24 protein-coding genes are annotated in these 22,147 nt (G+C 46.2%); 1 reads left to right on the top strand and 23 read right to left on the bottom strand.

Going from position 1 to position 22,147, the window contains the following annotated elements; all coding sequences use genetic code 11:
* Positions 1-37: 37 nt before the first annotated feature.
* From SGLY_RS02265 to SGLY_RS02215, 11 genes are all read right to left on the bottom strand, one after another.
* Positions 38-1,228 (bottom strand): pyridoxal phosphate-dependent aminotransferase, encoded by a 1,191-nt coding sequence (locus tag SGLY_RS02265; protein ID WP_041444553.1) that lies wholly within the window; start codon positions 1,226-1,228, stop codon positions 38-40.
* A 583-nt stretch (positions 1,229-1,811) separates the two neighbouring features.
* The gene (gene carB, locus SGLY_RS02260; protein WP_013623671.1) at positions 1,812-5,039 is read right to left on the bottom strand and encodes a carbamoyl-phosphate synthase large subunit; all 3,228 of its coding nucleotides are present in this window, start codon (positions 5,037-5,039) and stop codon (positions 1,812-1,814) included.
* Positions 5,029-6,129: a glutamine-hydrolyzing carbamoyl-phosphate synthase small subunit gene (carA, locus tag SGLY_RS02255; protein ID WP_013623670.1), complete on the bottom strand. Its 1,101-nt coding sequence runs from the start codon at positions 6,127-6,129 to the stop codon at positions 5,029-5,031. Before carA ends, carB begins: the two co-directional genes overlap by 11 nt.
* A gap of 108 nt (positions 6,130-6,237) precedes the next feature.
* Positions 6,238-7,452 carry an aspartate aminotransferase family protein gene (locus SGLY_RS02250; protein ID WP_013623669.1) on the bottom strand — a complete coding sequence of 405 codons (1,215 nt, stop codon included), beginning with the start codon at positions 7,450-7,452 and terminating at the stop codon, positions 6,238-6,240.
* 37 nt (positions 7,453-7,489) lie between these two features.
* Positions 7,490-8,380 carry an acetylglutamate kinase gene (argB, locus tag SGLY_RS02245; protein WP_013623668.1) on the bottom strand — a complete coding sequence of 297 codons (891 nt, stop codon included), beginning with the start codon at positions 8,378-8,380 and terminating at the stop codon, positions 7,490-7,492.
* 52 nt (positions 8,381-8,432) lie between these two features.
* Positions 8,433-9,668, bottom strand: a complete 1,236-nt coding sequence (gene argJ / locus SGLY_RS02240) for a bifunctional glutamate N-acetyltransferase/amino-acid acetyltransferase ArgJ (RefSeq protein ID WP_013623667.1) — start codon at positions 9,666-9,668, stop codon at positions 8,433-8,435.
* A 32-nt stretch (positions 9,669-9,700) separates the two neighbouring features.
* Positions 9,701-10,732, bottom strand: a complete 1,032-nt coding sequence (gene argC, locus SGLY_RS02235; protein ID WP_013623666.1) for an N-acetyl-gamma-glutamyl-phosphate reductase — start codon at positions 10,730-10,732, stop codon at positions 9,701-9,703.
* 66 nt (positions 10,733-10,798) lie between these two features.
* On the bottom strand, positions 10,799-11,980 hold the full coding sequence (locus SGLY_RS02230; RefSeq protein WP_013623665.1) for a M20 family metallopeptidase: 1,182 nt from the start codon (positions 11,978-11,980) through the stop codon (positions 10,799-10,801).
* 256 nt (positions 11,981-12,236) lie between these two features.
* Positions 12,237-13,043: an N-acetylmuramoyl-L-alanine amidase family protein gene (locus SGLY_RS02225; RefSeq protein WP_013623664.1), complete on the bottom strand. Its 807-nt coding sequence runs from the start codon at positions 13,041-13,043 to the stop codon at positions 12,237-12,239.
* A gap of 188 nt (positions 13,044-13,231) precedes the next feature.
* Positions 13,232-13,654: a universal stress protein gene (locus SGLY_RS02220; RefSeq protein WP_013623663.1), complete on the bottom strand. Its 423-nt coding sequence runs from the start codon at positions 13,652-13,654 to the stop codon at positions 13,232-13,234.
* Between the two features lie 65 nt (positions 13,655-13,719).
* Complete coding sequence (locus SGLY_RS02215) at positions 13,720-14,406, bottom strand: TerC family protein (RefSeq protein ID WP_013623662.1); 687 nt, start codon at positions 14,404-14,406, stop codon at positions 13,720-13,722.
* Positions 14,407-15,142: 736 nt separating this feature from the next.
* On the opposite strand from SGLY_RS02215, the gene SGLY_RS02210 reads away from it, so the two are divergent.
* Positions 15,143-15,580: a helix-turn-helix transcriptional regulator gene (locus tag SGLY_RS02210; RefSeq protein WP_013623661.1), complete on the top strand. Its 438-nt coding sequence runs from the start codon at positions 15,143-15,145 to the stop codon at positions 15,578-15,580.
* Positions 15,581-15,647: 67 nt separating this feature from the next.
* On the opposite strand, the gene rpsI is transcribed toward SGLY_RS02210, so the two are convergent.
* The 12 genes from rpsI to SGLY_RS02155 form a co-directional block, all read right to left on the bottom strand.
* Entirely contained in the window at positions 15,648-16,043 is a 396-nt protein-coding gene (gene rpsI, locus SGLY_RS02205; protein ID WP_013623660.1) for a 30S ribosomal protein S9, read from the bottom strand.
* 20 nt (positions 16,044-16,063) lie between these two features.
* Positions 16,064-16,495: a 50S ribosomal protein L13 gene (gene rplM / locus SGLY_RS02200; protein ID WP_013623659.1), complete on the bottom strand. Its 432-nt coding sequence runs from the start codon at positions 16,493-16,495 to the stop codon at positions 16,064-16,066.
* Positions 16,496-16,645: 150 nt separating this feature from the next.
* Positions 16,646-17,449, bottom strand: a complete 804-nt coding sequence (gene truA, locus SGLY_RS02195; RefSeq protein WP_013623658.1) for a tRNA pseudouridine(38-40) synthase TruA — start codon at positions 17,447-17,449, stop codon at positions 16,646-16,648.
* Positions 17,450-17,519: 70 nt separating this feature from the next.
* Entirely contained in the window at positions 17,520-17,861 is a 342-nt protein-coding gene (gene rplQ, locus SGLY_RS02190; protein WP_013623657.1) for a 50S ribosomal protein L17, read from the bottom strand.
* Between the two features lie 20 nt (positions 17,862-17,881).
* Entirely contained in the window at positions 17,882-18,829 is a 948-nt protein-coding gene (locus SGLY_RS02185) for a DNA-directed RNA polymerase subunit alpha (RefSeq protein ID WP_013623656.1), read from the bottom strand.
* Between the two features lie 27 nt (positions 18,830-18,856).
* Positions 18,857-19,486, bottom strand: coding sequence for a 30S ribosomal protein S4 (rpsD, locus tag SGLY_RS02180; RefSeq protein WP_013623655.1), 630 nt, complete (start codon positions 19,484-19,486; stop codon positions 18,857-18,859).
* 17 nt (positions 19,487-19,503) lie between these two features.
* Positions 19,504-19,893: a 30S ribosomal protein S11 gene (gene rpsK, locus SGLY_RS02175; RefSeq protein WP_013623654.1), complete on the bottom strand. Its 390-nt coding sequence runs from the start codon at positions 19,891-19,893 to the stop codon at positions 19,504-19,506.
* A gap of 14 nt (positions 19,894-19,907) precedes the next feature.
* Entirely contained in the window at positions 19,908-20,276 is a 369-nt protein-coding gene (rpsM, locus tag SGLY_RS02170; protein WP_013623653.1) for a 30S ribosomal protein S13, read from the bottom strand.
* A gap of 90 nt (positions 20,277-20,366) precedes the next feature.
* Complete coding sequence (gene rpmJ, locus SGLY_RS17355; protein WP_013623652.1) at positions 20,367-20,480, bottom strand: 50S ribosomal protein L36; 114 nt, start codon at positions 20,478-20,480, stop codon at positions 20,367-20,369.
* Positions 20,481-20,497: 17 nt separating this feature from the next.
* Positions 20,498-20,716, bottom strand: a complete 219-nt coding sequence (gene infA, locus SGLY_RS02165) for a translation initiation factor IF-1 (RefSeq protein ID WP_013623651.1) — start codon at positions 20,714-20,716, stop codon at positions 20,498-20,500.
* A 36-nt stretch (positions 20,717-20,752) separates the two neighbouring features.
* Complete coding sequence (gene map, locus SGLY_RS02160) at positions 20,753-21,499, bottom strand: type I methionyl aminopeptidase (RefSeq protein WP_013623650.1); 747 nt, start codon at positions 21,497-21,499, stop codon at positions 20,753-20,755.
* A 1-nt stretch (position 21,500) separates the two neighbouring features.
* Positions 21,501-22,145 carry an adenylate kinase gene (locus SGLY_RS02155; protein ID WP_013623649.1) on the bottom strand — a complete coding sequence of 215 codons (645 nt, stop codon included), beginning with the start codon at positions 22,143-22,145 and terminating at the stop codon, positions 21,501-21,503.
* Positions 22,146-22,147 lie beyond the last annotated feature (2 nt).

Genomic DNA, 22,147 nt, shown 5'->3' with positions numbered 1-22,147 from the left:
TTCTGCCGTTTATCTGACTTGCGGTTTTGCTGTTTGTTTACTTTATTTGCTCCAGGAAACGTTTTAATCTTTTCATCCCTTCTTTAATCGTTTCTTCGGAACAAGCATAGGAAAGGCGGATATAACCGGGTGTCAGAAACGCGCTTCCCGGAACAACCGCAACCAACTCCGAATCCAGAAGCTGATCACAAAAAGCCAAATCATCGATTAACACCTTGCCGGCATATTGTTTACCTAAACATTTGCGAATATCGACAAATACATAAAACGCCCCCTCAGGTCTGGGAAACTCAATGTGGGGCATATCTGCCAGCAAGCTGCAGATCAGATCCCGTCTTTGCTCAAAGGACCGCCGCATCCTGATGACATCTTCTCCGCTTTCCCTCATGGCCCCTAATGCGGCCCACTGGGAGACAGCGGCGGGATTGGATGTCAAATGACTTTGAAAATTGCTGATTTTGGCCGCAACTTCTTTCGGCGCAATGGAGTAGCCGATTCTCCACCCGGTCATGGCATAAGCTTTACTAACTCCATTAATGATAATGGTCCGATCTTTCAATTCCGGCATAAGCTGCACCGGATTATAATGCTGGACTCCGTCATAAACCAGTTGTTCATAAATCTCATCCCAGATCACCCATAGATCATGCTCAATCGCCAGCTTACCGACTTGGCGGATCATCTCCTCATTGAACATCATGCCGCTGGGATTAGATGGTGAATTTAAAAGCAAAGCAACCGTTTTTGCTGTCAGGGCTTTTTCGATATCCTCTATCTTAGGCATAAAGCCGTTGTTTACGGTATCTACAATTACTGTTTTGCCATCAACCAAGCCCACCTGTTCAATATAACTGACCCAGGTAGGGGCCATCAGAACAACTTCATCCCCGGGGTCTACAATAGCGGCTAAAGCTTCGTAGATACTGGGTTTGGCCCCTGAAGCCACAACGACCTGACTGGGCTCATATGTAAGACCAAAACGGCTCCCATAATAAGCGCATATTTCTTCTCTCAGCTCTAAAATGCCTGGATTAGGAGTATAGTGGGTCTCGCCTCTTTTAATCGCTTCTTCCGCATATTTCATCGCTCCTGCGGGAGATGTAAAGTCAGGCTCCCCGGACCCGAATGAAATCACGTTTTTCCCCTGACGTTTCAGCTCCTTGGCCTTGGCATCCACGGCTAGCGTTGCCGATGGCTTGATTCTGAGAACACGCTGGGACATTTTCATCCTTTTCAATTCCTTTCTTTACTGAACAATATCTTAATCATGAAACATAGCTTACTCAATCAAATCATCTGTTTACAGCGTTCAAAATTATCATACCTTAAACTGATCATTTTTTCATCCCCTTTTTAAGGTTTCATGCTAATATTTATGCATTAATAAGCATATTTGTGTATTTTATGGCTGCTGTTTCACGATTTTAGTCTTTCTTTTTTTTGATTTCCACCATGAACTTTTTTGCAATTTCATGTAGTTTTTACAATTTATTTTAATTTTTATGATATTATACAATGAAACATTCCGTTCAAGCGACAAATTTAAAAATAACAACCTACATTTGCCGGATAATATAAAAAATAAGGCTGATTGCTATAATTCCAAGGGTTTTTAACTTATAAGGTAATTATTGTTGAGCATTTTTATTTATTCTTTTCTACTCTCTTTAATTATGTTAAATATGGAGCTTTTTAAATCATAAAATTGAAAATAGTCTAAAAAACAATTTCAAGAAATTACCATTAAGCACACTTCATGCTTATTCGCTTAAAAAAACCGCCTGCCGGCGGTTTTTTTCTCTCCAACCGGACTATCCCATTGTCCGACCAGACTGTTGCTCTATGGTCTCTATATATTCCTGTAAAGTCAGATTTTCTGAGCGGACATCGACCCGGAGCTTACCCAAGGCCCTGAGGACAGCTCTGGCCGTATCCATGGAAGTAAAGCATGGAACATGATGTTCGGCTGCCAGTCTTCTCAGAAGATAACCCATGCGCTCGGTCGATTTCCCTTTGGCGGGTGTGCTGAGGATAAAGGAAAACTCTTGTCTTCTGATCGCATCCTGAAGGGCTTCATTTCCTTCAGATACTTCTTCAGCCTGCAAACCGCAAAGCTCCAGTGCTCTGCAGGAGTCTGCGGTAGCTTTCAGCTTAAACCCAAGGCTGGCAAAGTCTCTGGCCACAGCCATCGCTTCCGGCAATTCGTCGGGACCGACTGAAACCAGGATGCGTCCCTTGTCCCGCAGTTCTATTTGTGCCCCTGCAAAAGCCTTGGCTAACGCATGGGCAAAACAGGTATCCATACCCAGTACCTCGCCTGTCGATTTCATTTCCGGACCAAGTGAAGTCTCGACCTTTGTCAGCTTTTCAAAAGAAAAGACAGGGGCCTTGACGACGACATAAGGCACCTCAGGGACTAAGCCATTTTTATAGCCAAGTTCGGATAATTTGCTCCCTAACGCCACCTGAACAGCCAGTTTGACCATCGGAACATTTGTGACCTTGGAGAGAATCGGGATGGTCCTGCTTGCCCGGGGATTAACCTCCAGAACGTATACCCAGCCGTGTACAACCACAAACTGAATATTGATCAGTCCTCGGACCCCCATTTTTTCGGCGATCCGGCATGTAATGCTCTCTATCTGGCGGATTTCATTCAGAGTCAGGCTTTGCGGAGGGTAAACCGCCAGGCTGTCTCCGGAATGAACTCCGGCTCTCTCGATATGCTCCATCACCCCGGGAATGACAACTGTTTCTCCATCAGATACCGCATCAACCTCACATTCTTTGCCTTGCAGGTATTTATCCACAAGGATAGGGTGTTCCGGAGAAATATTGATCGCTTGTCTCAGATAATCCTCCAACTCTTTAAGATTGGAGACTACCTGCATAGCCCGGCCGCCAATAACATAAGAAGGCCTGACCAGAACCGGAAAGCCAAGTTCATCGGCAATTTGTTTGGCTGCCTCGACACTTGTGGCCGCTCTCCCTTCCGACTGCAGGATTCCCAGTTCATCCAGCATTGCCGCAAATCTCTCTCTGTCCTCTGCCAAATCAATGGCATTGAAAGATGTCCCGTAGATTTTTACCCCGGCTTTACTTAAAGGCTCGGCAAGGTTGATTGCTGTCTGGCCGCCAAACTGGACCAATACCCCGTCTGCTTTTTCCTTTATCACGACATGGAGGACATCTTCAGTTGTTAACGGTTCAAAATACAATTTGTCCCCGGTATCAAAATCAGTGGAAACGGTTTCCGGATTATTATTGATGATGATGGATTCCACACCGGCTTCCTGCAGTGCCCACAAGGCATGTACCGAGCAGTAATCGAATTCGATGCCCTGGCCGATACGGATTGGACCGGAGCCAAGCACAACGATCTTCGGTCCGTCCTTGACCTCTGCCTCATCTTCTTCCTCATAGGTGGAATAATAATAAGGGGTTTCCGATACAAACTCAGCTGCACAGGTATCAACCATCTTATAGACCGGAATGATTCCCTCCTCTATTCTGCGGGCTCGGACAATCTCTTCCTTGATCCCTGTCAGTTTGGCTATGGCCGTATCCGAAAAACCTTTGGCTTTGGCTTCACTCAGCAGAGGTGGCTTTAACTCCTCAGTTTTCAGCCTTTTTTCCAGCTCAGCCAAACCTTTGATTTTCTGGAGGAAGAACCGGTCTATTTTGGTCAATTCTTCAATCTCCGTTACTGTCCACTCCCGCCGGAAAGCCTCGGCAATCGCAAAAAAACGTTCGTGATCCGCATTGGACAGCTTATCTTCTATCTCAATATCCGTCCATCTGCCCGCGCCCGGGATACTCAACCCAACCGCTCCGATCTCCAGAGACCTGATTGCTTTCAGAAGTGACCCCTCCAAGGTACGGTCTAAGGCCATGACCTCACCTGTCGCCTTCATCTGGGTGCCCAGCCTGTTGTCGGCAGCAGGGAACTTATCAAACGGCCAGCGCGGGAACTTCATTACAATGTAATCTAAGGCCGGCTCAAAACATGCGCTGGTATGGCCTGTCACCGGATTGGTCAGTTCAGGCAGAGTAAAGCCCACTGCCAGGAGGGCAGCCATTTTGGCAATCGGATACCCTGTGGCCTTGGACGCCAAGGCACTGGAACGGCTGACCCGGGGATTGACTTCGATCACAACATATTCCCGGCTTTCCGGATTCAAGGCATATTGCACATTGCATCCTCCATTGACCTTCAGCGCACGGATGATTTTCAATGATGCCGCGCGCAGCATCTGATATTCCCTGTCCGTAAGGGTCTGGGAAGGAGCTACAACAATGCTGTCTCCTGTATGTATCCCCACCGGATCAAGGTTCTCCATGTTACATACGGTAATGCAATTGTCTTCAGCATCACGCATGACTTCATACTCAATTTCCTTCCAGCCGGCAACACTCTGTTCCAGCAGGCACTGGTTGATCGGACTGGCCTGCAAGCCCCTGGTCAGGATTTCCCTCAGCTGCTTCTTGCCGCAGGCTATTCCGCCGCCGGTGCCCCCGAGTGTATAAGCCGGTCTGACGATAACCGGATAGCCGATCTTTTCTGCAAATTGGTCTCCTTCTTCCAGGGTGCCGACGATACTGCTCTCGGCCACGGGTTCGGCAATATCCAGCATCATTTCTTTAAACGCCTCACGGTCTTCGGCTTTATAAATCGTTTCGGCAGTACAGCCAATCAACTCTACACCGTATTTCGCAAGGATGCCCTGATTCTGCAGCTCCATAGCGAGGTTCAGACCGGTCTGTCCACCCAGTGACGGCAGCAAAGCGTCGGGCTTTTCTTTGGCTAATATTTTCTCCAAAGTCTGAGGGACAAGCGGCTCAATATAGGTTTTATCCGCCATCTGAACATCAGTCATGATGGTCGCCGGATTGCTGTTGACCAGGATTACTTCCAGCCCGATTTCTTTCAGGGCCTTGCAGGCCTGAGTCCCTGCGTAATCAAATTCAGCTGCTTGTCCGATCACAATCGGACCGGAGCCGATAACCATTACTCTTTTCCACGCTGGATTAAGCCCCATAACCAGACCCTCCCTTCTCCATCAGCCGGGCAAACCGGTCAAACAAATAAAGGGAATCACTGGGTCCGGGACCGGCCTCCGGGTGATACTGCACCGAAAAAAGGGGCCATTCGCTGTGCGCCAGGCCCTCAATTGTTTTATCATTTAAGTTGATCTGGGTAACCTGCAATAAGGTATTGGCCAGGGATTTTTCACTGACCGCATACCCGTGATTCTGAGAAGTAATCGTCACCCTGCCTGTTCGTAAATCCTGCACAGGCTGATTGCCTCCCCTGTGGCCAAACTTCAGCTTATACGTATCACCACCCAGGGCAAGAGCAAGGAGCTGGTGCCCAAGACAGATTCCGAAAACCGGAGTCTTGCCCGCCAGTTCTTTAATTGTTTCTATGGCTTGAGGTACATCCTTGGGATCTCCGGGACCGTTGGACAAAAAAACCCCATCCGGCTGAAAAGCCAGAATATCGGCTGATTTCGTATGATAAGGAACCACGGTGACTTCAAACCCCTTCTGAGACATTGTTTCAAGAATATTACCCTTTATCCCGAAATCCATGGCCACAACCCGAAATTTTCGGGGGCAGGATCCAGCGCTTGGTACAATATAGCTCTTATCTGTACTGACTTCCGCTACAATCCCTCTGGTATTGTGCCAGTCCTTCAAATCAGAAGCCTTTTTTTCAAGATCATGAAGATGGTTTGTGATCAAGCCTTTAAGCACACCGTGCTCTCTGATATGCCTGGTCAACGCTCTTGTATCAATGCCCATGATCCCGACTATCCCTGATTGAGCCAGTTTTTTGGAAAGAATGGACTGCATCTGCCAATGGTTGGGGCTTGCCGCAGCTTCTTTGACGATAAAGCCCCGAACCTGTATCTTTCCTGACTGGTCATCCTCAGCATTGATGCCGTAGTTGCCAATAAGAGGATAGGTCATACACACAATCTGATCAGCATAAGACGGATCGGTAAGCACCTCCTGGTATCCTGTCATCCCTGTATTAAAAACGATTTCCCCCTTAGCCTCTCCGACAGCGCCAAAGGATTCACCGCAGAACACTTTTCCTGTTTCCAAAACCAGCGCGCACTGCAAAGCGGCCGCACCTCATTTCTCTGATAGATTATTTCTGCAACAGGTTCCTTTGCAACAAAAATTTTTGCAACATCTTCTTCCTTCTATCAAATAGTATTTCAGCAAATATCATTCAGCCGGATTTTCACCAAAGGCTTGATCAAGCAAGCTTATGGCCTCGTCAATCTCTTCATAGGAAACTGTCAGGGGCGGCAGGAAACGCAGGGTCTCCCCTCCGACACAATTAATCAGCAATCCTTTGACACTGCAGGAACGAACGATGTCCGGACCAATTTTGCCAACCGGCAGACCAAGGATAAAACCCAGTCCCCTTACTTCTTCCGTCAGGCCATACTTATCGGCAAGCCCCTGGAGTTTGTCCCTGAAATACCCGGCTTTCTTCCGCACCCCTTGCAGAAATCCTTCTGCCGTCATGATCTCCATGACTTTGCAGGCGGCGGCAGTTGTCAGGAAATTGCCGCCGAAAGTAGAGGCATGGTCCCCCGGCTGAAAACAGCTTGCTTTGTCTGTGGCCAGAACAGCGCCAATGGGAACTCCATTGGCCAAGGCCTTGGCCACACTCATGATATCCGGGGTAACCCCGAACCATTCATGAGCAAAAAGCTTGCCCGTCCGGCCCACACCGCATTGAACCTCGTCAAAAATCAATAGGACACCCTTTTGATCACAAATCTCCCGCGCTTTCTGGATGAACTCCTGCGTTACGGGATATACTCCGCCTTCTCCCTGGATGGGCTCAATGATTAACGCAGCAGTATTTTCCGTTACCGCAGAATCAAGCTCTTCGGAATTATTCAGTTCGGCATAGGAGAATCCCGGCGGCAGGGGGTCATAATAGTTCTGATATTTGGTCTGTCCTGTCGCCGTCAATGTTGCCAGCGTACGACCATGAAAAGAATTTTTCAAAGATACGATTTCGGTTTTGTGGTTACCGAAATTGAGTTTGGCATACTTGCGGGCAAGCTTAATCGCCCCCTCATTGGCTTCGGCGCCGCTGTTGCAGAAAAACACTTTATCCGCAAAGGAATTTTCGGCGAGAAGCTCGGCCAGCCTGACTTGATTGGGGATCCAATACAAGTTTGAGGAATGGATGATCTGTTCAGCCTGCTCCTTAATCGCTTCCACAACCTCCGGATGAGAATGTCCAAGAGAAGTCACCGCCAGCCCGGTCACAAAATCCAAATAAGCTTTGCCATCACTGTCCCAAACCCTTGTTCCCTGCCCTTTGACCAACGCCATGGGCAGGCGGCCATAGGTATTCATCACATATTCTTGACCGTCAAGAAGTATTTGATCAGTCGACATCTGTTTTGTCTCCTTCATTTGTTCCACCTTCTTCATCCTTTTATGATTGTCCGGGTTATTTGATCATTGTCCCGATACCGCCGTCGGTGAAAAGCTCCAGTAAAATCGCATGGGGTACCCGGCCGTCAATGATGTGTACTGAACCCGCCCCTTCGTTCAGGGCATTTACGCCGCATTCGACCTTGGGAATCATGCCGCCGGTTAATATTTTTGCCCTGATCAGTTCATCAACCTCTGTCTTCTCGATCACAGAAATCAATGAGCCGGGATCATGCAAATCCTTCATCACCCCTTTGACATCAGTAAGGAGAAAAAATTTATCCGCTCCCAAAGCCCCGGCGATTTTTCCGGCAGCCGTATCGGCATTGACATTGTAGCTTTCTCCGTTTTCGCCGCCGGCGATAGGTGAAATGACCGGAATATATCCCTGACTCAAGAGACTGATCATGATTTCCGGTGAAACCTGTTTGACTTCACCGACATAACCCAAGTCGACATGCTCTATTTCCCCGTCTTCTTTCTCGACTTTTAAGGGTTTCTTCCCGGCAACCAGAAGACGCGCGTCCTGACCATTGAGCCCCACTGCTTTGCCTCCGGCATTATTGAGCATTGAGACAATTTCTGTGTTCAGTTTGCCGACGAGAACCATAGCCGCAATTTCCATGGTTTCTTCATCTGTCACTCGCAGTCCCCTGACAAAGGTACTCTCTTTGCCCACTCTCTCCAGCATGGCATTGATTTCCGGGCCCCCGCCGTGCACAATCACCGGCCTGATGCCCACGAGCTGCAATAAAATAATATCCAGCATGACCTTGCTTTTCAGGTCCTGATCGACCATAGCATGACCGCCATATTTAATCACAACTGTCGACCCTTTGAATTTCTGAATATAAGGTAAAGCTTCAATCAGAATATTGGCTTTTTCCAGATCATTGATTTTCGGCATCCAAACACCCGCTCATTCTCTAATTTATCGGACTTCCGTTATAAATTTCTATTTAGGTCCTGTAATCGGCATTAATATCCACATATTTATGAGTGAGGTCACATCCCCAGCCTACGGCATTTTCTTGGCCGTCTTTAAGGTCTATGCGGATGACGATCTCCTGGTTTTTCAGCAATTCCAAAGCTTCATCCTCAGAAAACGGGATTGCTCTGCCATCCTGAGCTACCTGCAGTCCATTCAGATAAATGCTTGTTCCTTCGGGGTCAAATACCGCCCCGGAGTAGCCGGCCGCGCACAATATCCGTCCCCAGTTGGCATCCTGGCCGTAAATGGCTGTTTTAACCAGGCTGGACGAACAGACGCTTTTGACAATTTGCCCGGCATCTTTCACCGTACCTGCCCCATTGACCTGAACCTCGATCAATTTGGTCGCACCCTCGCCATCGCGGGCAATTGCCTTTGCCATAGCCACACAAGCATGATCCAGCATTTCCCTAAACTGCCGCAGTTCCTCTCCCTGCGGTCGGATTCCGGACCGGCCATTGGCCAAAAGTAAAACCATATCGTTTGTACTGGTGTCTCCGTCAACTGTCACCATATTGAAGCTTTTATCGACTGCTTCTTTGAGCAGTTTGCCTAACACCTCTGAATCAAAAGCGCCGTCAGTTGTGATAAAACAAAGCATTGTGCCCATATTGGGATGAATCATTCCCGAACCTTTGGCGATAATCCCCAGTTTGACGGTTCCCTCTGCACACTCCAGTTCATAAGCTTTTTCCTTGGGAACCAGATCTGTGGTCATAATGGCCAAAGCGGCCTCATGCGCTGTTCCTGCTTTGGTTTCCCGATCCGGCTCTGTTTGCAGCAGCTCCTGAACAGATGCCGCTGCCTTAGCGATCCCCGGAATAATCTTTTCCATCGGCATCGGCTGACCGATCACTCCCGTTGATGCCACCAGGATGTCTTCCGTTTTTAACCCCAGCTCTTTGGCTGTTTGCACAGCCATCTCCAAAGCAGCTTTTTCCCCGGGTTCACCCATACAGGCATTGGCATTGCCGCTATTGACGACAATGGCCTGAGCCTCACCGTCTGTAAGATGCTGCATGTTAAGCAGCAATGGATGGGCTTTGACCAAATTCCTGGTGTAAACAGCGGCGGCTTTCGCTTTTACCTTTGACATGATGATTGCCAGATCATATTTATCCTTATATTTGATACCGGCCCGCACACCGGCGGCATAATAGCCCTCAGGTGCCGCAACACCGCCTTCAATGTTTTTGATCTTCATTTCTATAACCCCCAAATTACCTTCCATCCCTTTTAAGGCCACATCCCATTGGTCTTGAGACCTGTTTCTTCAGGCAAGCCAAACAGAATATTCATATTCTGCACCGCCTGGCCGGACGCGCCCTTGACCAGGTTATCCAGAGCCGCTACGAGAATCACTCTGCCCGTTCTCTTGTCCAGCTTCAACTGCATAAATACATGGTTGCTGCCATAAGCATATTTCGTTTGAGGCCATTCTCCCCCGGGCATCTGATGCACAAACTGTTCATCTGCATAAACGGTTTGCCAGGACTGCAGCAAGTCCCCTTCTTCCACCCCTTCAGCAGCCGATGCATAGATGGTGGTCAGGATCCCTCTGGTCATCGGAACCAGATGAGGTGTAAAATTGATCAGAATATCTTCTCCTGCCGCTTTGCTCAGTTCCTGTTCTATTTCCGGCGTATGGCGGTGGGTCGCAACTCCATAGGCTTTAAAATTTTCATTGACTTCACTGAAATGAACACCCAGGTTTGTCCCACGCCCGGCACCCGATACCCCTGATTTGGCATCGACAATGATCGAATCGCTCTTGAGCAGTTTGTCCTTGAGTAAAGGCACTAAAGCCAATTGGGTGGCAGTGGGATAACAGCCGGGATTAGCGATCAGCCGCTTCCCGGCAATCTCCGCTCTGTTCAGCTCCGGAATACCGTATACCGCTTCCGCCAGCAAATGGGGGCTGGCATGGCTGGTTTTATACCAAGCCTCATAAATATTCTTATCCTTCAGACGAAAATCCGCCCCCAGATCAATGACTTTGATCTGGCGGTCAAGATACTTCTCGGCCCGGCCTGCTGTAATTCCATGGGGAAGTGCACAAAACAGCACTTCGATTTCTTCCGGGACTTCCTGGTCACTTTCCAGATTATTATCCACTATCTCGTTAAGACCGGGATAGATATCGGCTATCTTTTGGCCTGCCGACCCTGAAGATCCAAGATAAACAATCTCAGCCTCAGAATGTCCGCGCAGAATCCTGATCAATTCGTGGCCTGTATATCCGGTTGCTCCTAATATACCAATTTTCATCGTGAACACCTTCATTCAATATGATTCAATAATTATACTATGTATAGAATAATTATACAATAGTCCTTATCGGGTTTTATTTGTCTTTGTTTTTTGAAATTCTTGTTTAAGATCAAACAAAAATTGTTCATCCGTCAAAATGTCCCATCCCGTCATCGCTAAAGCTTTAGCCGCGATGAAAAGAACCTCTCTCCCTGCCTGCCCAACAGCAGCACCGGCAAATTCTTTAGTATGAGCGATGTACATCCCGTCCCCCATCTGCAGATACGGATGGATAGCCGGCACCTGCAGGCTGACATTACCCATATCTACCGACCCCAGCATAGTCTGAGGCGGTTCAATCTCAGTGATGCCCAATTGCTCCAAATTCTCCTGAAAAGATTTGGCCAAAGTACTGTTACTGATCATTTCTTGATAGGAATGCTCAAAATAACGCCATTGCATTTGGGCCCCAACCTCTTGGGCCGCCTTAACAGCGCAATCAAGAACATGCTCCTTAATCTGATCAAGCTTTTTCCTGTCCGTTGCCCGCAGATAAAATTTCCCGACCGTTTTATCCGGAACAATATTCGGGGCCTTGCCGCCCTCTATAATAATGCCGTCTATCTTCTCACCCTCACAAAGGTCCTTTTTCAATTTGCCGAGCAAAACAAACAACCCGATCATCGCATCAAGGGCATTGATCCCAAAACGATCGGATAAAGCGGCATGGGCAGCCTCTCCTAAGTAGGTAATCTCAATCGCATCCAGAGCCTGACTGGATATCTCGATCGTATTGCAGGTTCCGGGGTGAAACATCAAAGCGGCATCGACACCGGCAAATACACCCTGAGCAGCCAGCAGAACCTTGCCCCCGCTGGTCTCCTCTGCCGGGCTTCCGACAACCCATATTTCTCCGGCGACTTCAGGCATTTTGCTTAAAGAAACCGCTGCCCCCACACTGGCGGTGCCAATAAGGTTATGACCGCAGCCGTGCCCAATTTCAGGCAGGGCATCATACTCAGCCAAAAACGCAATCTTGGGGCCTTCTTTCCCTCTTTTGAATCTGGCCAGAAAAGCAGTCTCCATACCGCCAACAGGTCTTTCTACCTGAAAGCCGTTAGCTTGCAGACAAGCGGTGAGGAGCTTGACTGCCTTAAACTCCCGGAAACCTTCTTCCGGGTTAAGCCCGATCTCCGTGGCAATCTGCCAGAGAGCTTCAGCATTTTTATCGATTTCTCTGATCATCCGGATCTTGGTTCCGTCCATATTCAATACTCCAAATCGGGTATGATGCTTCCCAGAATCCCTTTTCCCTGTCAATTATACTCTGAATTTAATGGCTTATGGAAATATATTTTTAATCTGTCAGGTCTATCTATGTACGTTACCGGCCGTTTGTCATACTGGTCCCAAACGGTTTTCTCCGCCGGCTTGAGCTTTTTTCTGTTTATTCGGTATCGTGCGGGAACTTCCTCCTATTTACGCTCTGATCTGATCTGACACCTGCTCTTTTCCTATACGTTTACTTGTTATTATAATATTTCGATATCCCTTCCAAAATAGCCATAGCCAATCTTTCCTGGTATTCTTGCTGCCCTAATTTCTTTTCCTCCTCCTGGTTGGAGATAAAGCCTACTTCAATCGTCAACGCAATTTGGTTGGTCTTTTTTAAAATAAAATAACTTTGATTGGCTTTGGCAATCCTCTTGCGAGCAGCAACCTGATTCAGGCTTTCCTGGACCAGCTCCGCCACCGTTTTCCCTTCGGGAGATTCAGAATGATAAAATACCTGGGCCCCATGCTGGCTCCTGTCCGGGAAACTGTTGGCGTGAATACTCAGATAGATATCCGCATCAAAAGCCTTTTGTGTGCGGTAGGCCAAATCCTCCCTTTTCCTCTGCAGCAGATTGGAGCCAGTCCCAAAATCACAATCGGTATCCCTGATCATCACCACATTACACCCCGCCTGGATCAGAAGGACCTGCAGTTTTTGGGAAATTGCCAGGGTTACATCCTTCTCCAGACTCTTCCCTGCTCCTACAGCCCCCGGATCGACACCCCCATGCCCGGCATCTACAGCCACCGTCAAATTGGACAATGCGGAGCCAATCCCGGGAGTATTCTCTGTTTCCATCCTTTCCCTGCTGGTCGTTTTGCTGACACCCCAAATACCACCGATCGTAACAAAAAGCACCAGGGTTGATACAGCTATGGCAATCTTAAGAACTCTCTTCCTCAAAATTAATATTTTGGTTGAATCTATAAGGTTAACCTTTTTCCTTCTTATTCTATCCGCAAAATTCTTATCATTGTTCTTCTTTCTCCGCATTGCACATCCCCCTTCAACACTATACTTATGGGGGATTCGGCTCTGATATTCTGTGGACGAAAAAAAAGAGTCTGAGCACAATCAGACCAGAATTTCAAATGGTTCATACGCACAAAGCGGTTGATGTCTTGCCCGATAAACAAGAATGAACCGCTTTACATTCTTCATGATCTTTCAATCCCGTTTCCTTACGGAACAATCATTACCGGACAAGTTGTTTCGTGAAGAACTTGAGTTGCCACACTGCCCAGGATTGCACGTTTGACGGTTCCCAGCCCCCTGTATCCCATGACAATAAAATCGACAGAACTTTCTTTTGCTTCATCACAGATCTCTTTACCGGGATCTCCGAGTCTTAATGTGGTGCGAACCGTAATCGGATGCTCTTGGGTGATCTGAAGTGTCCGGTCAAAGATCTCTTTGCTCTGTTCTTTCTGAAAGGCTTGGATTTGTTCCTGACTAAAAAACCGCTTTACATTCGGAGTATTGTAATTGGATTGGACATTCAACAAAATGATCTCCGTATCCCCTTCGTGAACGAGCGTGATGGCCAGACGGACCGCTTTATCGGAACCGGCTGAGCCATCAATCGGTACCAAGATTTTTTTCATATTCAACACCCCTCATATTTTTTGGCAGATCCTTTTTTCGGCTGATTCCTTAGACTAAAGAAAATTCAGCTTTGATCAGCAATTTGGTTATTTCGTTTTTGGTTGGAACTTTTCCCAACGAATATGACTCCTGCAATGATGGCCAGGCTCAATCCCCATTTCAGTAAACTATTCGTCTCAAAGAAATGAGCTAAGAACGGCTCCTCCGCAATCATTTTTGAGGCTGTCCAAGCCAGCACTCCCGCTCCGAAATAAATGATTATCGGGAAACGTTCCACCCATTTAAGAATAATTGTACTTCCCCAAACAACAATGGGAACACTAATTAATAGCCCCAAAACTACTAACAGAAAACTCCCATGGGCCGCACCCGCTACAGCCAGGACGTTATCCAGCCCCATAACTGCATCAGCAATAATAATTGTTTTGATTGCACCCCATAAGCTTTCTCCCGGCTTCACCGTATCCTGCTTTTTATCTTCTACAAGCAGCTTATACGCGATCCAAATTAACATCCCCCCTCCCAGCAGCAGCAAGCCGGGGATTTTCAGCAGCCATACCACAGCTAAGGTTAATAGGGAGCGAACAATAACAGCTCCCAATGTTCCCCAAACAATAACTTTCTTTTGTTGATTCGCCTGTAGGTTTCTCGCGGCTAATCCAATCACAATCGCATTATCTCCGGCCAATACCAAATCCGTGACAACGATAGCAAATAATGCCGACCAAAAATCCGTACTGAGAAAATCCATCAATATACACTCCTTAATGATATTAAGCATAGATATTTTATTCTTTCCGGGAGAGTTTTATTTATAATTATTTTTTATGCAAACCAGTATTTCTTAAATCCTTTAAAAACCCGACTCCTTCCCTACAAAAAAATAATGACCTTCTCCGTACGGCAGGCCACAAAAATAACTTACCGTTTGGATAAGGTCTTGCTTACAACTTGTTACATTGTCAACAAAGCCGGAGATAAAATCCCGTACTGACGACTTTGCTGTAGAGCTACTCCCCTTAATTACTGTCTATAGTATAATTTCTTCTTCTTTTTTCGTCAAGCAGACTTCCGGCTTTTTTGTGTCATATGAGTGTAGTATGTATAAAGTCTTGTAAATGTTTATACAATTTTTTCAGTTAATATTCTCTAAACTTTCGAATGTTGACAAAAGAAATTATGTTACATATACTAGCAATGTCTTAACAAATATGTTAAGTTAACTATATGGTTATGTTATCCTAAGTGTATAACTTTTAGATTGGGGAATTAGAAATGTCATTACAATTTACTGATGACGGGATTTTAGCTCCCAAAGATTACCCAATGACTATAGAACAATTAATGAATTCTTTACTCGTACGTGGACCGAGACCGGTACCCCATGGAATTATCAGAAACGTCTAATGTTAGTAAATAATTTAAGCATCCTGGTAAATCAACTACACACTGTCGGAATAGAATTATAAAATAAGGAGTGAAATCAAATGATTAAGAATGAGCCAGCATATCAAAAAGCTGTTGAAAAATTAAAACAAGACCAAGAATTCATTATTAGTGAAAAAAAACGATTTGAAAAAATGGGGTTAAATCCTGAGCAAATAAGTATGGCAATACAGCCCCTAATATCATTCCATGAACAATTAAAAGCTGAAGTAGAGTACTACGAGAAAATAAAACGAGGTTCATTTAACCCAATCTATAAGTTCACAGACATTGGAAAAACGCTTATTGCATTTAGAATTTATTTAGGGATGACACAATCAGAACTAGCAAGTAAATTAGGCGTTAAAGAGTCACAAGTGTCAAGGGATGAAAGACACGAATACTATGGAGCAACGACAGAAAAAATTGAAACCGTTATGGAAGCAATGGGTATGAAAACTACAATAAATATTGAATTTGATAGTCCTATAGGCGCATAATAACCCGGATTTGACATCAAAAACCCTCAAACCATGCAGGTTTGAGGGTTTCACTATTTCCTTGAAATTAACGTTTGGAGAATTGCGGAGCTTTACGGGCTTTTTTCAGGCCGTATTTGCGACGCTCCTTCATTCTTGGGTCACGGGTAAGGAATCCTGCTCTTTTCAGTGCCGGACGGAGACTAATATCTGCTTTGAGCAATGCCCTGGCAATGCCCATTCTCAGCGCGCCGGCCTGGCCTGATGTGCCACCTCCATGGACAAGAGCAATGACATCATACTTGCCAATTGTTTCGGTAATTTCCAAAGGCTGTTTTACGATCATCTCCAGAGTCTTTTTGCCGAGATATTCATTTAAGCCTCTTTTGTTGATGACGAAATTGCCTTCACCTGCAATTATTCTGACTCTGGCAATGGCATTTTTACGTCTGCCTGTGCCATAGTACTGAAGTTCTGCCGCCATATTATTTTCCTCCTTCCTCTCTATTTCATGGTCCATACTTCAGGCTTCTGTGCCTGATGCGGATGTTCGGGACCTTGATAGACATGCAGTTTTTTATACATTGCTGCACCGAGTTTATTATGAGGAAGCATTCCTTTAACAGCATGTTCCACAGCTCTTTCCGGTCTCTTATTCATAAGTACCCTGTAGGTCATTTGTTTAAGACCGCCCGGATAACCGGAATGCCAACGATACATCTTTTTATCCAGCTTTCCTCCAGTTAATACAGTCTTGCTCGCATTGATAATGATCACATTATCTCCTGTATCAACATTGGGGGTGAAAATGGGCTTATGCTTTCCTCTTAATAAGCGGGCGGCTTCAGCAGCCACTTTGCCCAAGGGGATAGCTTCTGCATTTATGACATACCATTTGCGCTCTACCTCAGTGGCTTTTGCAAACTTAGTGGTCATATTATTCCCTCCAATTTTTCCTGAAACTTAAATTGCATAAATGTTTTGGCTTCTATTCTCTTTGTTATCGGTTGTGAGGGCTCGGGTCACAGTCCGATTAAAGACTCCTGCTAAATTTTATCTAAAATAGGCTATTAAGTCAATAATGGCTTATATCAGGTCTTCCAGGTCATTTGACTCTATATCCTCAAATATGGAGCTGGGCCTGTTTCCATCATAATCAATATAACGAAGAACTAATCCGGCGGGAGACACGGTTTTGCCTGCAAGGGCTCTGTTCCGCGATTTTAAAATGCCTGGCATATCTTCGGGGACAATCTTGCCCTTTCCTACATAAAGGAGGGTCCCCGTAATGATTCTGACCATGTTGTATAAAAATCCATTCCCTATGCATGTCACCGTGATATACCCGCTACTGCTTTGAACCTTACAGTGGTAGACTGTACGCACAAAGCTTTTGGCATTGCTTCCGGCCGCTGAAAATGTTTTAAAATCATGCTTCCCTTCAATACGAGCCGCTGCCTGCCGCATCTTATTCAGGTCAAGCGGTACCGGTTCATGCAGGGAATACAGTCTTGTAAATACATCGGCAGTCCGTTTATTCTCTATTTTGTAATCATATCTTTTCCAATATGCGCTTGTCCGGGCATTAAATTCAGCCCCGACCAATTTTGCTTCCAGTATCCTGATCTCTTCCGGCAGGACGCTGTTCATCGCGATAGGAATTTTATCCTGCGGAATTCTCGCCGCGGACTTAAAGTTTATTACCTGCCCTGCGGCATGTACTCCCTTGTCTGTTCGTCCTGCGGTCACGATTTTGATCTCTTCTTGTGCTAGTCTCTTCCAGGCTTTCTCCAGTTCCCCCTGTATGGTTTTCCCATGCTCTTCGGGTTGGCTTTGAAAACCATGATACTGTGTTCCATCGTAGGCTAAACGCAAGCAAATGTTATTCATTGATTACTCCTAACAAAGCGCGCACAAGGTCAGGCTACTCAATTCGGTAACCTGACCCCTTCAGCCTGTATTAATCAACCAGTTCAACAAGAACCATTTCTGCAGCATCGCCACGGCGAAAACCGGTTCTGATTATTCTGGTATATCCGCCCTGCCTATCGGCATATTTGGGCCCGATCTGATCAAATAACTGGATGACAACAGATTCATCCAAAAGAAAGGACATCGCCTGACGCTTGGCAGCCAGATCACCTTTTTTGGCAAGTGTAATCATCTTTTCGGCAAAAGCATTCAGTTCTTTCGCTTTTGCTTCAGTAGTCTCGATCTTTCCATGCTTAAGGAGAGATGTAACGATATTTCTGAGCAGGGCTTTCCTGCGTGCCATATTTATTCCGAGCTTACGGTATGCCAACTTTAATCCCCCTTTGCTAATTAATCCTCAGGTGAACGGAATCCAAGGCTTAATTCCTTAAGTTTGTTTTCCACTTCCTCAAGGGATTTCCGTCCGAGGTTGCGTACTTTAATCATTTCTTCTTCTGTTTTCTGAGTCAGTTCTTCAACGGTGTTGATCCCTGCTCTTTTCAGACAATTGTAGGATCTGACCGACAGGTCAAGCTCTTCAATTGTCATCTCCAGAATCTTGTCCTTTGCTTCCTCTTCTTTTTCCACCATGATTTCGACATTGCCCAGGTTATCAGTAAGTCCGATAAATAGACGCAGATGCTCACTAAGAATCTTCGCTGCTAAACTGGTTGCTTCTTCCGGTGTTATGCTGCCGTTTGACCATACTTCCAGAGTCAGTCTGTCGAAGTCGGTCATCATGCCTACACGGGTATCTTCTACCGCATAGTTGACTTTATAAATCGGTGCAAAGATGGAGTCTATGGGAATAACCCCAATGGCATGTTCCGGTTTTTTGTTCTTTTCCGCTGATACATATCCCCTGGAACGGTCAACCGTCATTTCCATGAACAGGCGGCCGTCTTTGTCCAGTGTGGCTATCTTCAGATCCGGATTGAGGATTTCGATATCAGGCCCGGTAATGATATCTCCTGCAGTAACGACCCCTTCTCCTTCATACTCAAGCCGCAGTACTCTGGATTCGTCCGTATAACCTTTCAGGGCCAGGGACTTGATATTCAGAATGACTTCCGTAACATCTTCCAGCACACCGGGAATAGTTGAGAATTCGTGGAGAACTCCTTCGATTTTAACTGAAGTAACTGCAGACCCAGGCAGAGAAGAAAGCAATATGCGTCGCAAAGAGTTACCCAGTGTGATCCCGTATCCTCTCTCCAAAGGTTCAATAACGAACTTCGCATAGGTATTATCTTCAGACCGTTCAACACATTCGATATTGGGTTTCTCGATTTCGAGCATCGAAATGCACCTTCTTTCCTGGAAATATTAGCGAGAATATTTCTCTACAATGAAGTGTTCTTCAATTGGAATCTGAATGTCTTCACGTGACGGCAATGCCAGCACGGTTCCCGATGCACTGTTGCTGTCGGCACTCAGCCATCCTGGAACACTGCGGTCAGCCATGGTGTCAATAAGTTCCTTGATTCTGCTGGAGCTTCTGCTTTTTTCATTGACTGCTATTACTTCGCCGACTTTGATCAGATATGAGGCAATATCCACCCTTTTGCCATTGACCGTAATGTGGCCATGGGTTACGAATTGTCTGGCCTCTGCTCTGGAAGACGCAAATCCGATTCTGTAAACGACATTATCCAGACGTCTTTCCAGAAGACGAAGCAGATTTTCACCTGTCATCCCTTTTTGGCGCGATGCCATTTCAAAATATCTGCGGAACTGTTTTTCCATAATACCGTAAATACGACGAGCTTTTTGTTTTTCCCTCAACTGGATGCCAAAGTCGCTTGGTTTGCGGCCGCGGCTTTGTCCATGCACTCCAGGAGCGTATGGACGACGGTCTATAGAGCATTTGTTGGTATAACAACGATCGCCCTTAAGGAAAAGTTTAATCCCCTCGCGTCGGCATAAACGGCATACCGAATCCGTATATTTTGCCATGTTTAAACCTTACCTCCTTAAACTCTTCTGCGTTTCGGCGGGCGGCATCCGTTATGGGGGACGGGAGTAACATCTTTAATAAGGTTTACTTCCAGCCCAGCTGCCTGTAACGCTCTGATTGCTGCCTCACGTCCTGAACCAGGACCTTTGACAAAGCATTCTACATTTTTCATTCCATGCTCCATAGCTGCCTTGGCTGCGGTTTCTGCAGCCATCTGGGCTGCAAACGGAGTGCTTTTACGGGAACCCTTAAAACCAAGGGCACCTGCACTGGACCAAGAAATTGCATTTCCGCCGTTATCACTAATGGTTACAATAGTGTTGTTAAACGTTGATTTAATATGCGCAATGCCGCTTTCAACGTTTTTACGTTCTCTTCTTCTGGTACGGACAACTTTTTTCGCCACTGTTCAAGCCCCCTTTACTTTTTCTTCCTGGCAATTGCCCTTGCCGGACCTTTACGTGTTCTGGCATTGGTTTTTGTTCTCTGCCCACGTACCGGCAACCCGCGGCGATGACGCATTCCGCGGTAGCAGCCAATTTCCATTAATCTCTTAATGTTTAGGGAAACTTCACGGCGGAGGTCGCCTTCAACCATATATTCTTTGTCTATGACTTCCCTGATCCTTGCGACTTCATCATCTGTCAGGTCTCTCACTCTTGTATCAGGACTCACCTGGGTCTTTTCCAGGATTTTCTTCGATTGAGAATTGCCGATCCCGTAGATATAGGTTAAAGCAATCTCAACACGTTTGTCGCGCGGTATATCAACCCCTGAGATACGTGCCATCTACTCGTTACACCCCCATTTTCGATGTTTTCATTCCGAAACTGAATATAAAATATTTTCTTGTTTTGGATACTTTGTTCTCAACCTTCATTATCCTTGGCGTTGTTTGTGTTTGGGATTTTCGCAAATCACCATAACTTTGCCATGACGTTTGATAATTTTGCATTTTTCGCAAATTTGTTTGACAGAAGGCCTTACTTTCATCTGTAATCCCTCACTTCTTACTTAAATCTGTATACGATACGGCCTCTTGTCAGGTCATAGGGGGAAAGCTCTACTGTAACCCTATCTCCTGGAAGAATTCTTATGAAGTGCATTCTTATTTTGCCTGAGACATGTGCCAGGACTTTATGGCCGTTAGTCAGTTCTACTCTGAACATTGCATTGGGCAGTGGTTCCAGAACTTTTCCTTCTACTTCAATCACGTCTTCTTTGGACACTCTTCATCCCTCCTTTGGACATTTTTCCGGTTGTGCCTAAATTCGAGTTAATATTTCAGGGCCATTTTCAGTAATAGCCACTGTATGTTCGAAATGTGCTGATGCTTGACGATCCTTGGTCACTACAGTCCACCCATTATCAAGGGTCTTTACTTGATAAGCTCCAAGATTCACCATTGGTTCAATTGCAAGTGCCATTCCTACCTCGAGTCTCGGCCCCCTGCCGGGTCTGCCAAAGTTGGGTAATTGTGGTTCTTCATGCATTTTCCTTCCGATTCCATGACCTACATAGTCCCGCACCACCGACATTCCATTACTCTCGACAAAGGTTTGAACAGCATGGGAAATATCAAATAGTCGGTTTCCTATTATTGCCTGAGTGATACCAAGCTTCAATGATTCTTCAGTTATCTTAAGCAGGTTCGCTAATCTGGGTTCTATTTCTCCGACAGGCAGTGTTACCGCCGCGTCTCCGTAATAACCCTGAATTGCCGCCCCACAATCAATACTGATAATATCTCCACTTTGCAGTGCTCTTAAACCGGGTATCCCATGTACGACCTCATCATTGAGGGAAGTACATAACGTCGCCGGAAAGCCGTTATATCCTTTAAATGCAGGGATAGCATCCTGTTTGCGGATATAGTCCTCCGCTATTCTGTCCAGTTCACCGGTTGTCATACCCGGATGGACATGCTCTCTCATGATCTCGAGCGTTTCCGCCACGATCCTGCCGGCTTTGCGCATAAGGGCAATTTGGTCTTTTGTCTTGATCTCAATCATGTTATTGCCCCAAAGCACTGATGATATCTTGCAATACTTTGTTGATATCCTGCTTTCCCTGTATCCCTTTAAGAAGTCCCTGCTCACTGTAATAAGCAATTAGGGGCTCTGTCTGGTCATTATACACTTTAAGGCGGTTCTCGGCCGTTTCCAGTGTATCATCACTGCGCTGGTACAGCTCGCCTTTGCATTTGTCGCAGACTCCCTCTTTTGCCGGCGGGTTAAATACCATATGGTATGTTGCCCCGCACTTTTTGCAAATCCGGCGACCGGTCAGTCTTTGCAGAAGAGTTTCATCATCTACTTCGATATTTACCACACCATCCAGGGTAACATTCAGATCGCTCAATATTTTTGCCAGTGCGTCTGCCTGAGCTGCCGTTCTTGGAAAGCCATCCAGCATAAATCCGGTTTTGCAATCATCTTTTTTGATTCTTTCCGCTACAATGCCGATGGTTACCTCATCGGGAACCAATCCTCCGGCATCCATATATTCTTTGGCTTTTATCCCCAGGGGCGTTTGATCTTTGATTGCCGCCCTAAACATGTCGCCTGTAGAAATATGCGGGATCTTATAGTACTCGATCAGCTGCTCAGCCTGTGTACCTTTGCCTGCTCCCGGCGGACCCATCAGAATTACTCGCATCT

Origin of the sequence: Syntrophobotulus glycolicus DSM 8271 (assembly GCF_000190635.1) — a bacterium.
Classification (GTDB): Bacteria; Bacillota; Desulfitobacteriia; order Desulfitobacteriales; family Syntrophobotulaceae; genus Syntrophobotulus; species Syntrophobotulus glycolicus.
The sequence above is the reverse complement of the archived record's forward strand: the minus strand, read 5'-3'. Positions and strand labels throughout refer to the sequence as shown.

What these genes read in the sequence shown, in the direction of transcription:
- SGLY_RS02230 (WP_013623665.1), bottom strand. Translation starts at nt 11,980, where the DNA reads ATGGACGGAACCAAGATCCGGATGATCAGAGAAATCGATAAAAATGCT.
- SGLY_RS02250 (WP_013623669.1), bottom strand. Translation starts at nt 7,452, where the DNA reads ATGAAGGAGACAAAACAGATGTCGACTGATCAAATACTTCTTGACGGT.
- map (WP_013623650.1), bottom strand. Translation starts at nt 21,499, where the DNA reads ATGATTGAGATCAAGACAAAAGACCAAATTGCCCTTATGCGCAAAGCC.
- carB (WP_013623671.1), bottom strand. Translation starts at nt 5,039, where the DNA reads ATGGGGCTTAATCCAGCGTGGAAAAGAGTAATGGTTATCGGCTCCGGT.
- truA (WP_013623658.1), bottom strand. Translation starts at nt 17,449, where the DNA reads ATGAATAACATTTGCTTGCGTTTAGCCTACGATGGAACACAGTATCAT.
- rpsD (WP_013623655.1), bottom strand. Translation starts at nt 19,486, where the DNA reads ATGGCAAAATATACGGATTCGGTATGCCGTTTATGCCGACGCGAGGGG.
- SGLY_RS02215 (WP_013623662.1), bottom strand. Translation starts at nt 14,406, where the DNA reads ATGGATTTTCTCAGTACGGATTTTTGGTCGGCATTATTTGCTATCGTT.
- SGLY_RS02185 (WP_013623656.1), bottom strand. Translation starts at nt 18,829, where the DNA reads ATGCTCGAAATCGAGAAACCCAATATCGAATGTGTTGAACGGTCTGAA.
- SGLY_RS02155 (WP_013623649.1), bottom strand. Translation starts at nt 22,145, where the DNA reads ATGCGAGTAATTCTGATGGGTCCGCCGGGAGCAGGCAAAGGTACACAG.
- SGLY_RS02225 (WP_013623664.1), bottom strand. Translation starts at nt 13,043, where the DNA reads ATGCGGAGAAAGAAGAACAATGATAAGAATTTTGCGGATAGAATAAGA.
- rpsM (WP_013623653.1), bottom strand. Translation starts at nt 20,276, where the DNA reads ATGGCACGTATCTCAGGGGTTGATATACCGCGCGACAAACGTGTTGAG.
- SGLY_RS02265 (WP_041444553.1), bottom strand. Translation starts at nt 1,228, where the DNA reads ATGAAAATGTCCCAGCGTGTTCTCAGAATCAAGCCATCGGCAACGCTA.
- rpsI (WP_013623660.1), bottom strand. Translation starts at nt 16,043, where the DNA reads ATGGCGGCAGAACTTCAGTACTATGGCACAGGCAGACGTAAAAATGCC.
- argJ (WP_013623667.1), bottom strand. Translation starts at nt 9,668, where the DNA reads ATGAAGATCAAAAACATTGAAGGCGGTGTTGCGGCACCTGAGGGCTAT.
- SGLY_RS02220 (WP_013623663.1), bottom strand. Translation starts at nt 13,654, where the DNA reads ATGAAAAAAATCTTGGTACCGATTGATGGCTCAGCCGGTTCCGATAAA.
- argB (WP_013623668.1), bottom strand. Translation starts at nt 8,380, where the DNA reads ATGCCGAAAATCAATGATCTGGAAAAAGCCAATATTCTGATTGAAGCT.
- argC (WP_013623666.1), bottom strand. Translation starts at nt 10,732, where the DNA reads ATGAAAATTGGTATATTAGGAGCAACCGGATATACAGGCCACGAATTG.
- rplM (WP_013623659.1), bottom strand. Translation starts at nt 16,495, where the DNA reads ATGACCACTAAGTTTGCAAAAGCCACTGAGGTAGAGCGCAAATGGTAT.
- rpmJ (WP_013623652.1), bottom strand. Translation starts at nt 20,480, where the DNA reads ATGAAAGTAAGGCCTTCTGTCAAACAAATTTGCGAAAAATGCAAAATT.
- SGLY_RS02210 (WP_013623661.1), top strand. Translation starts at nt 15,143, where the DNA reads ATGATTAAGAATGAGCCAGCATATCAAAAAGCTGTTGAAAAATTAAAA.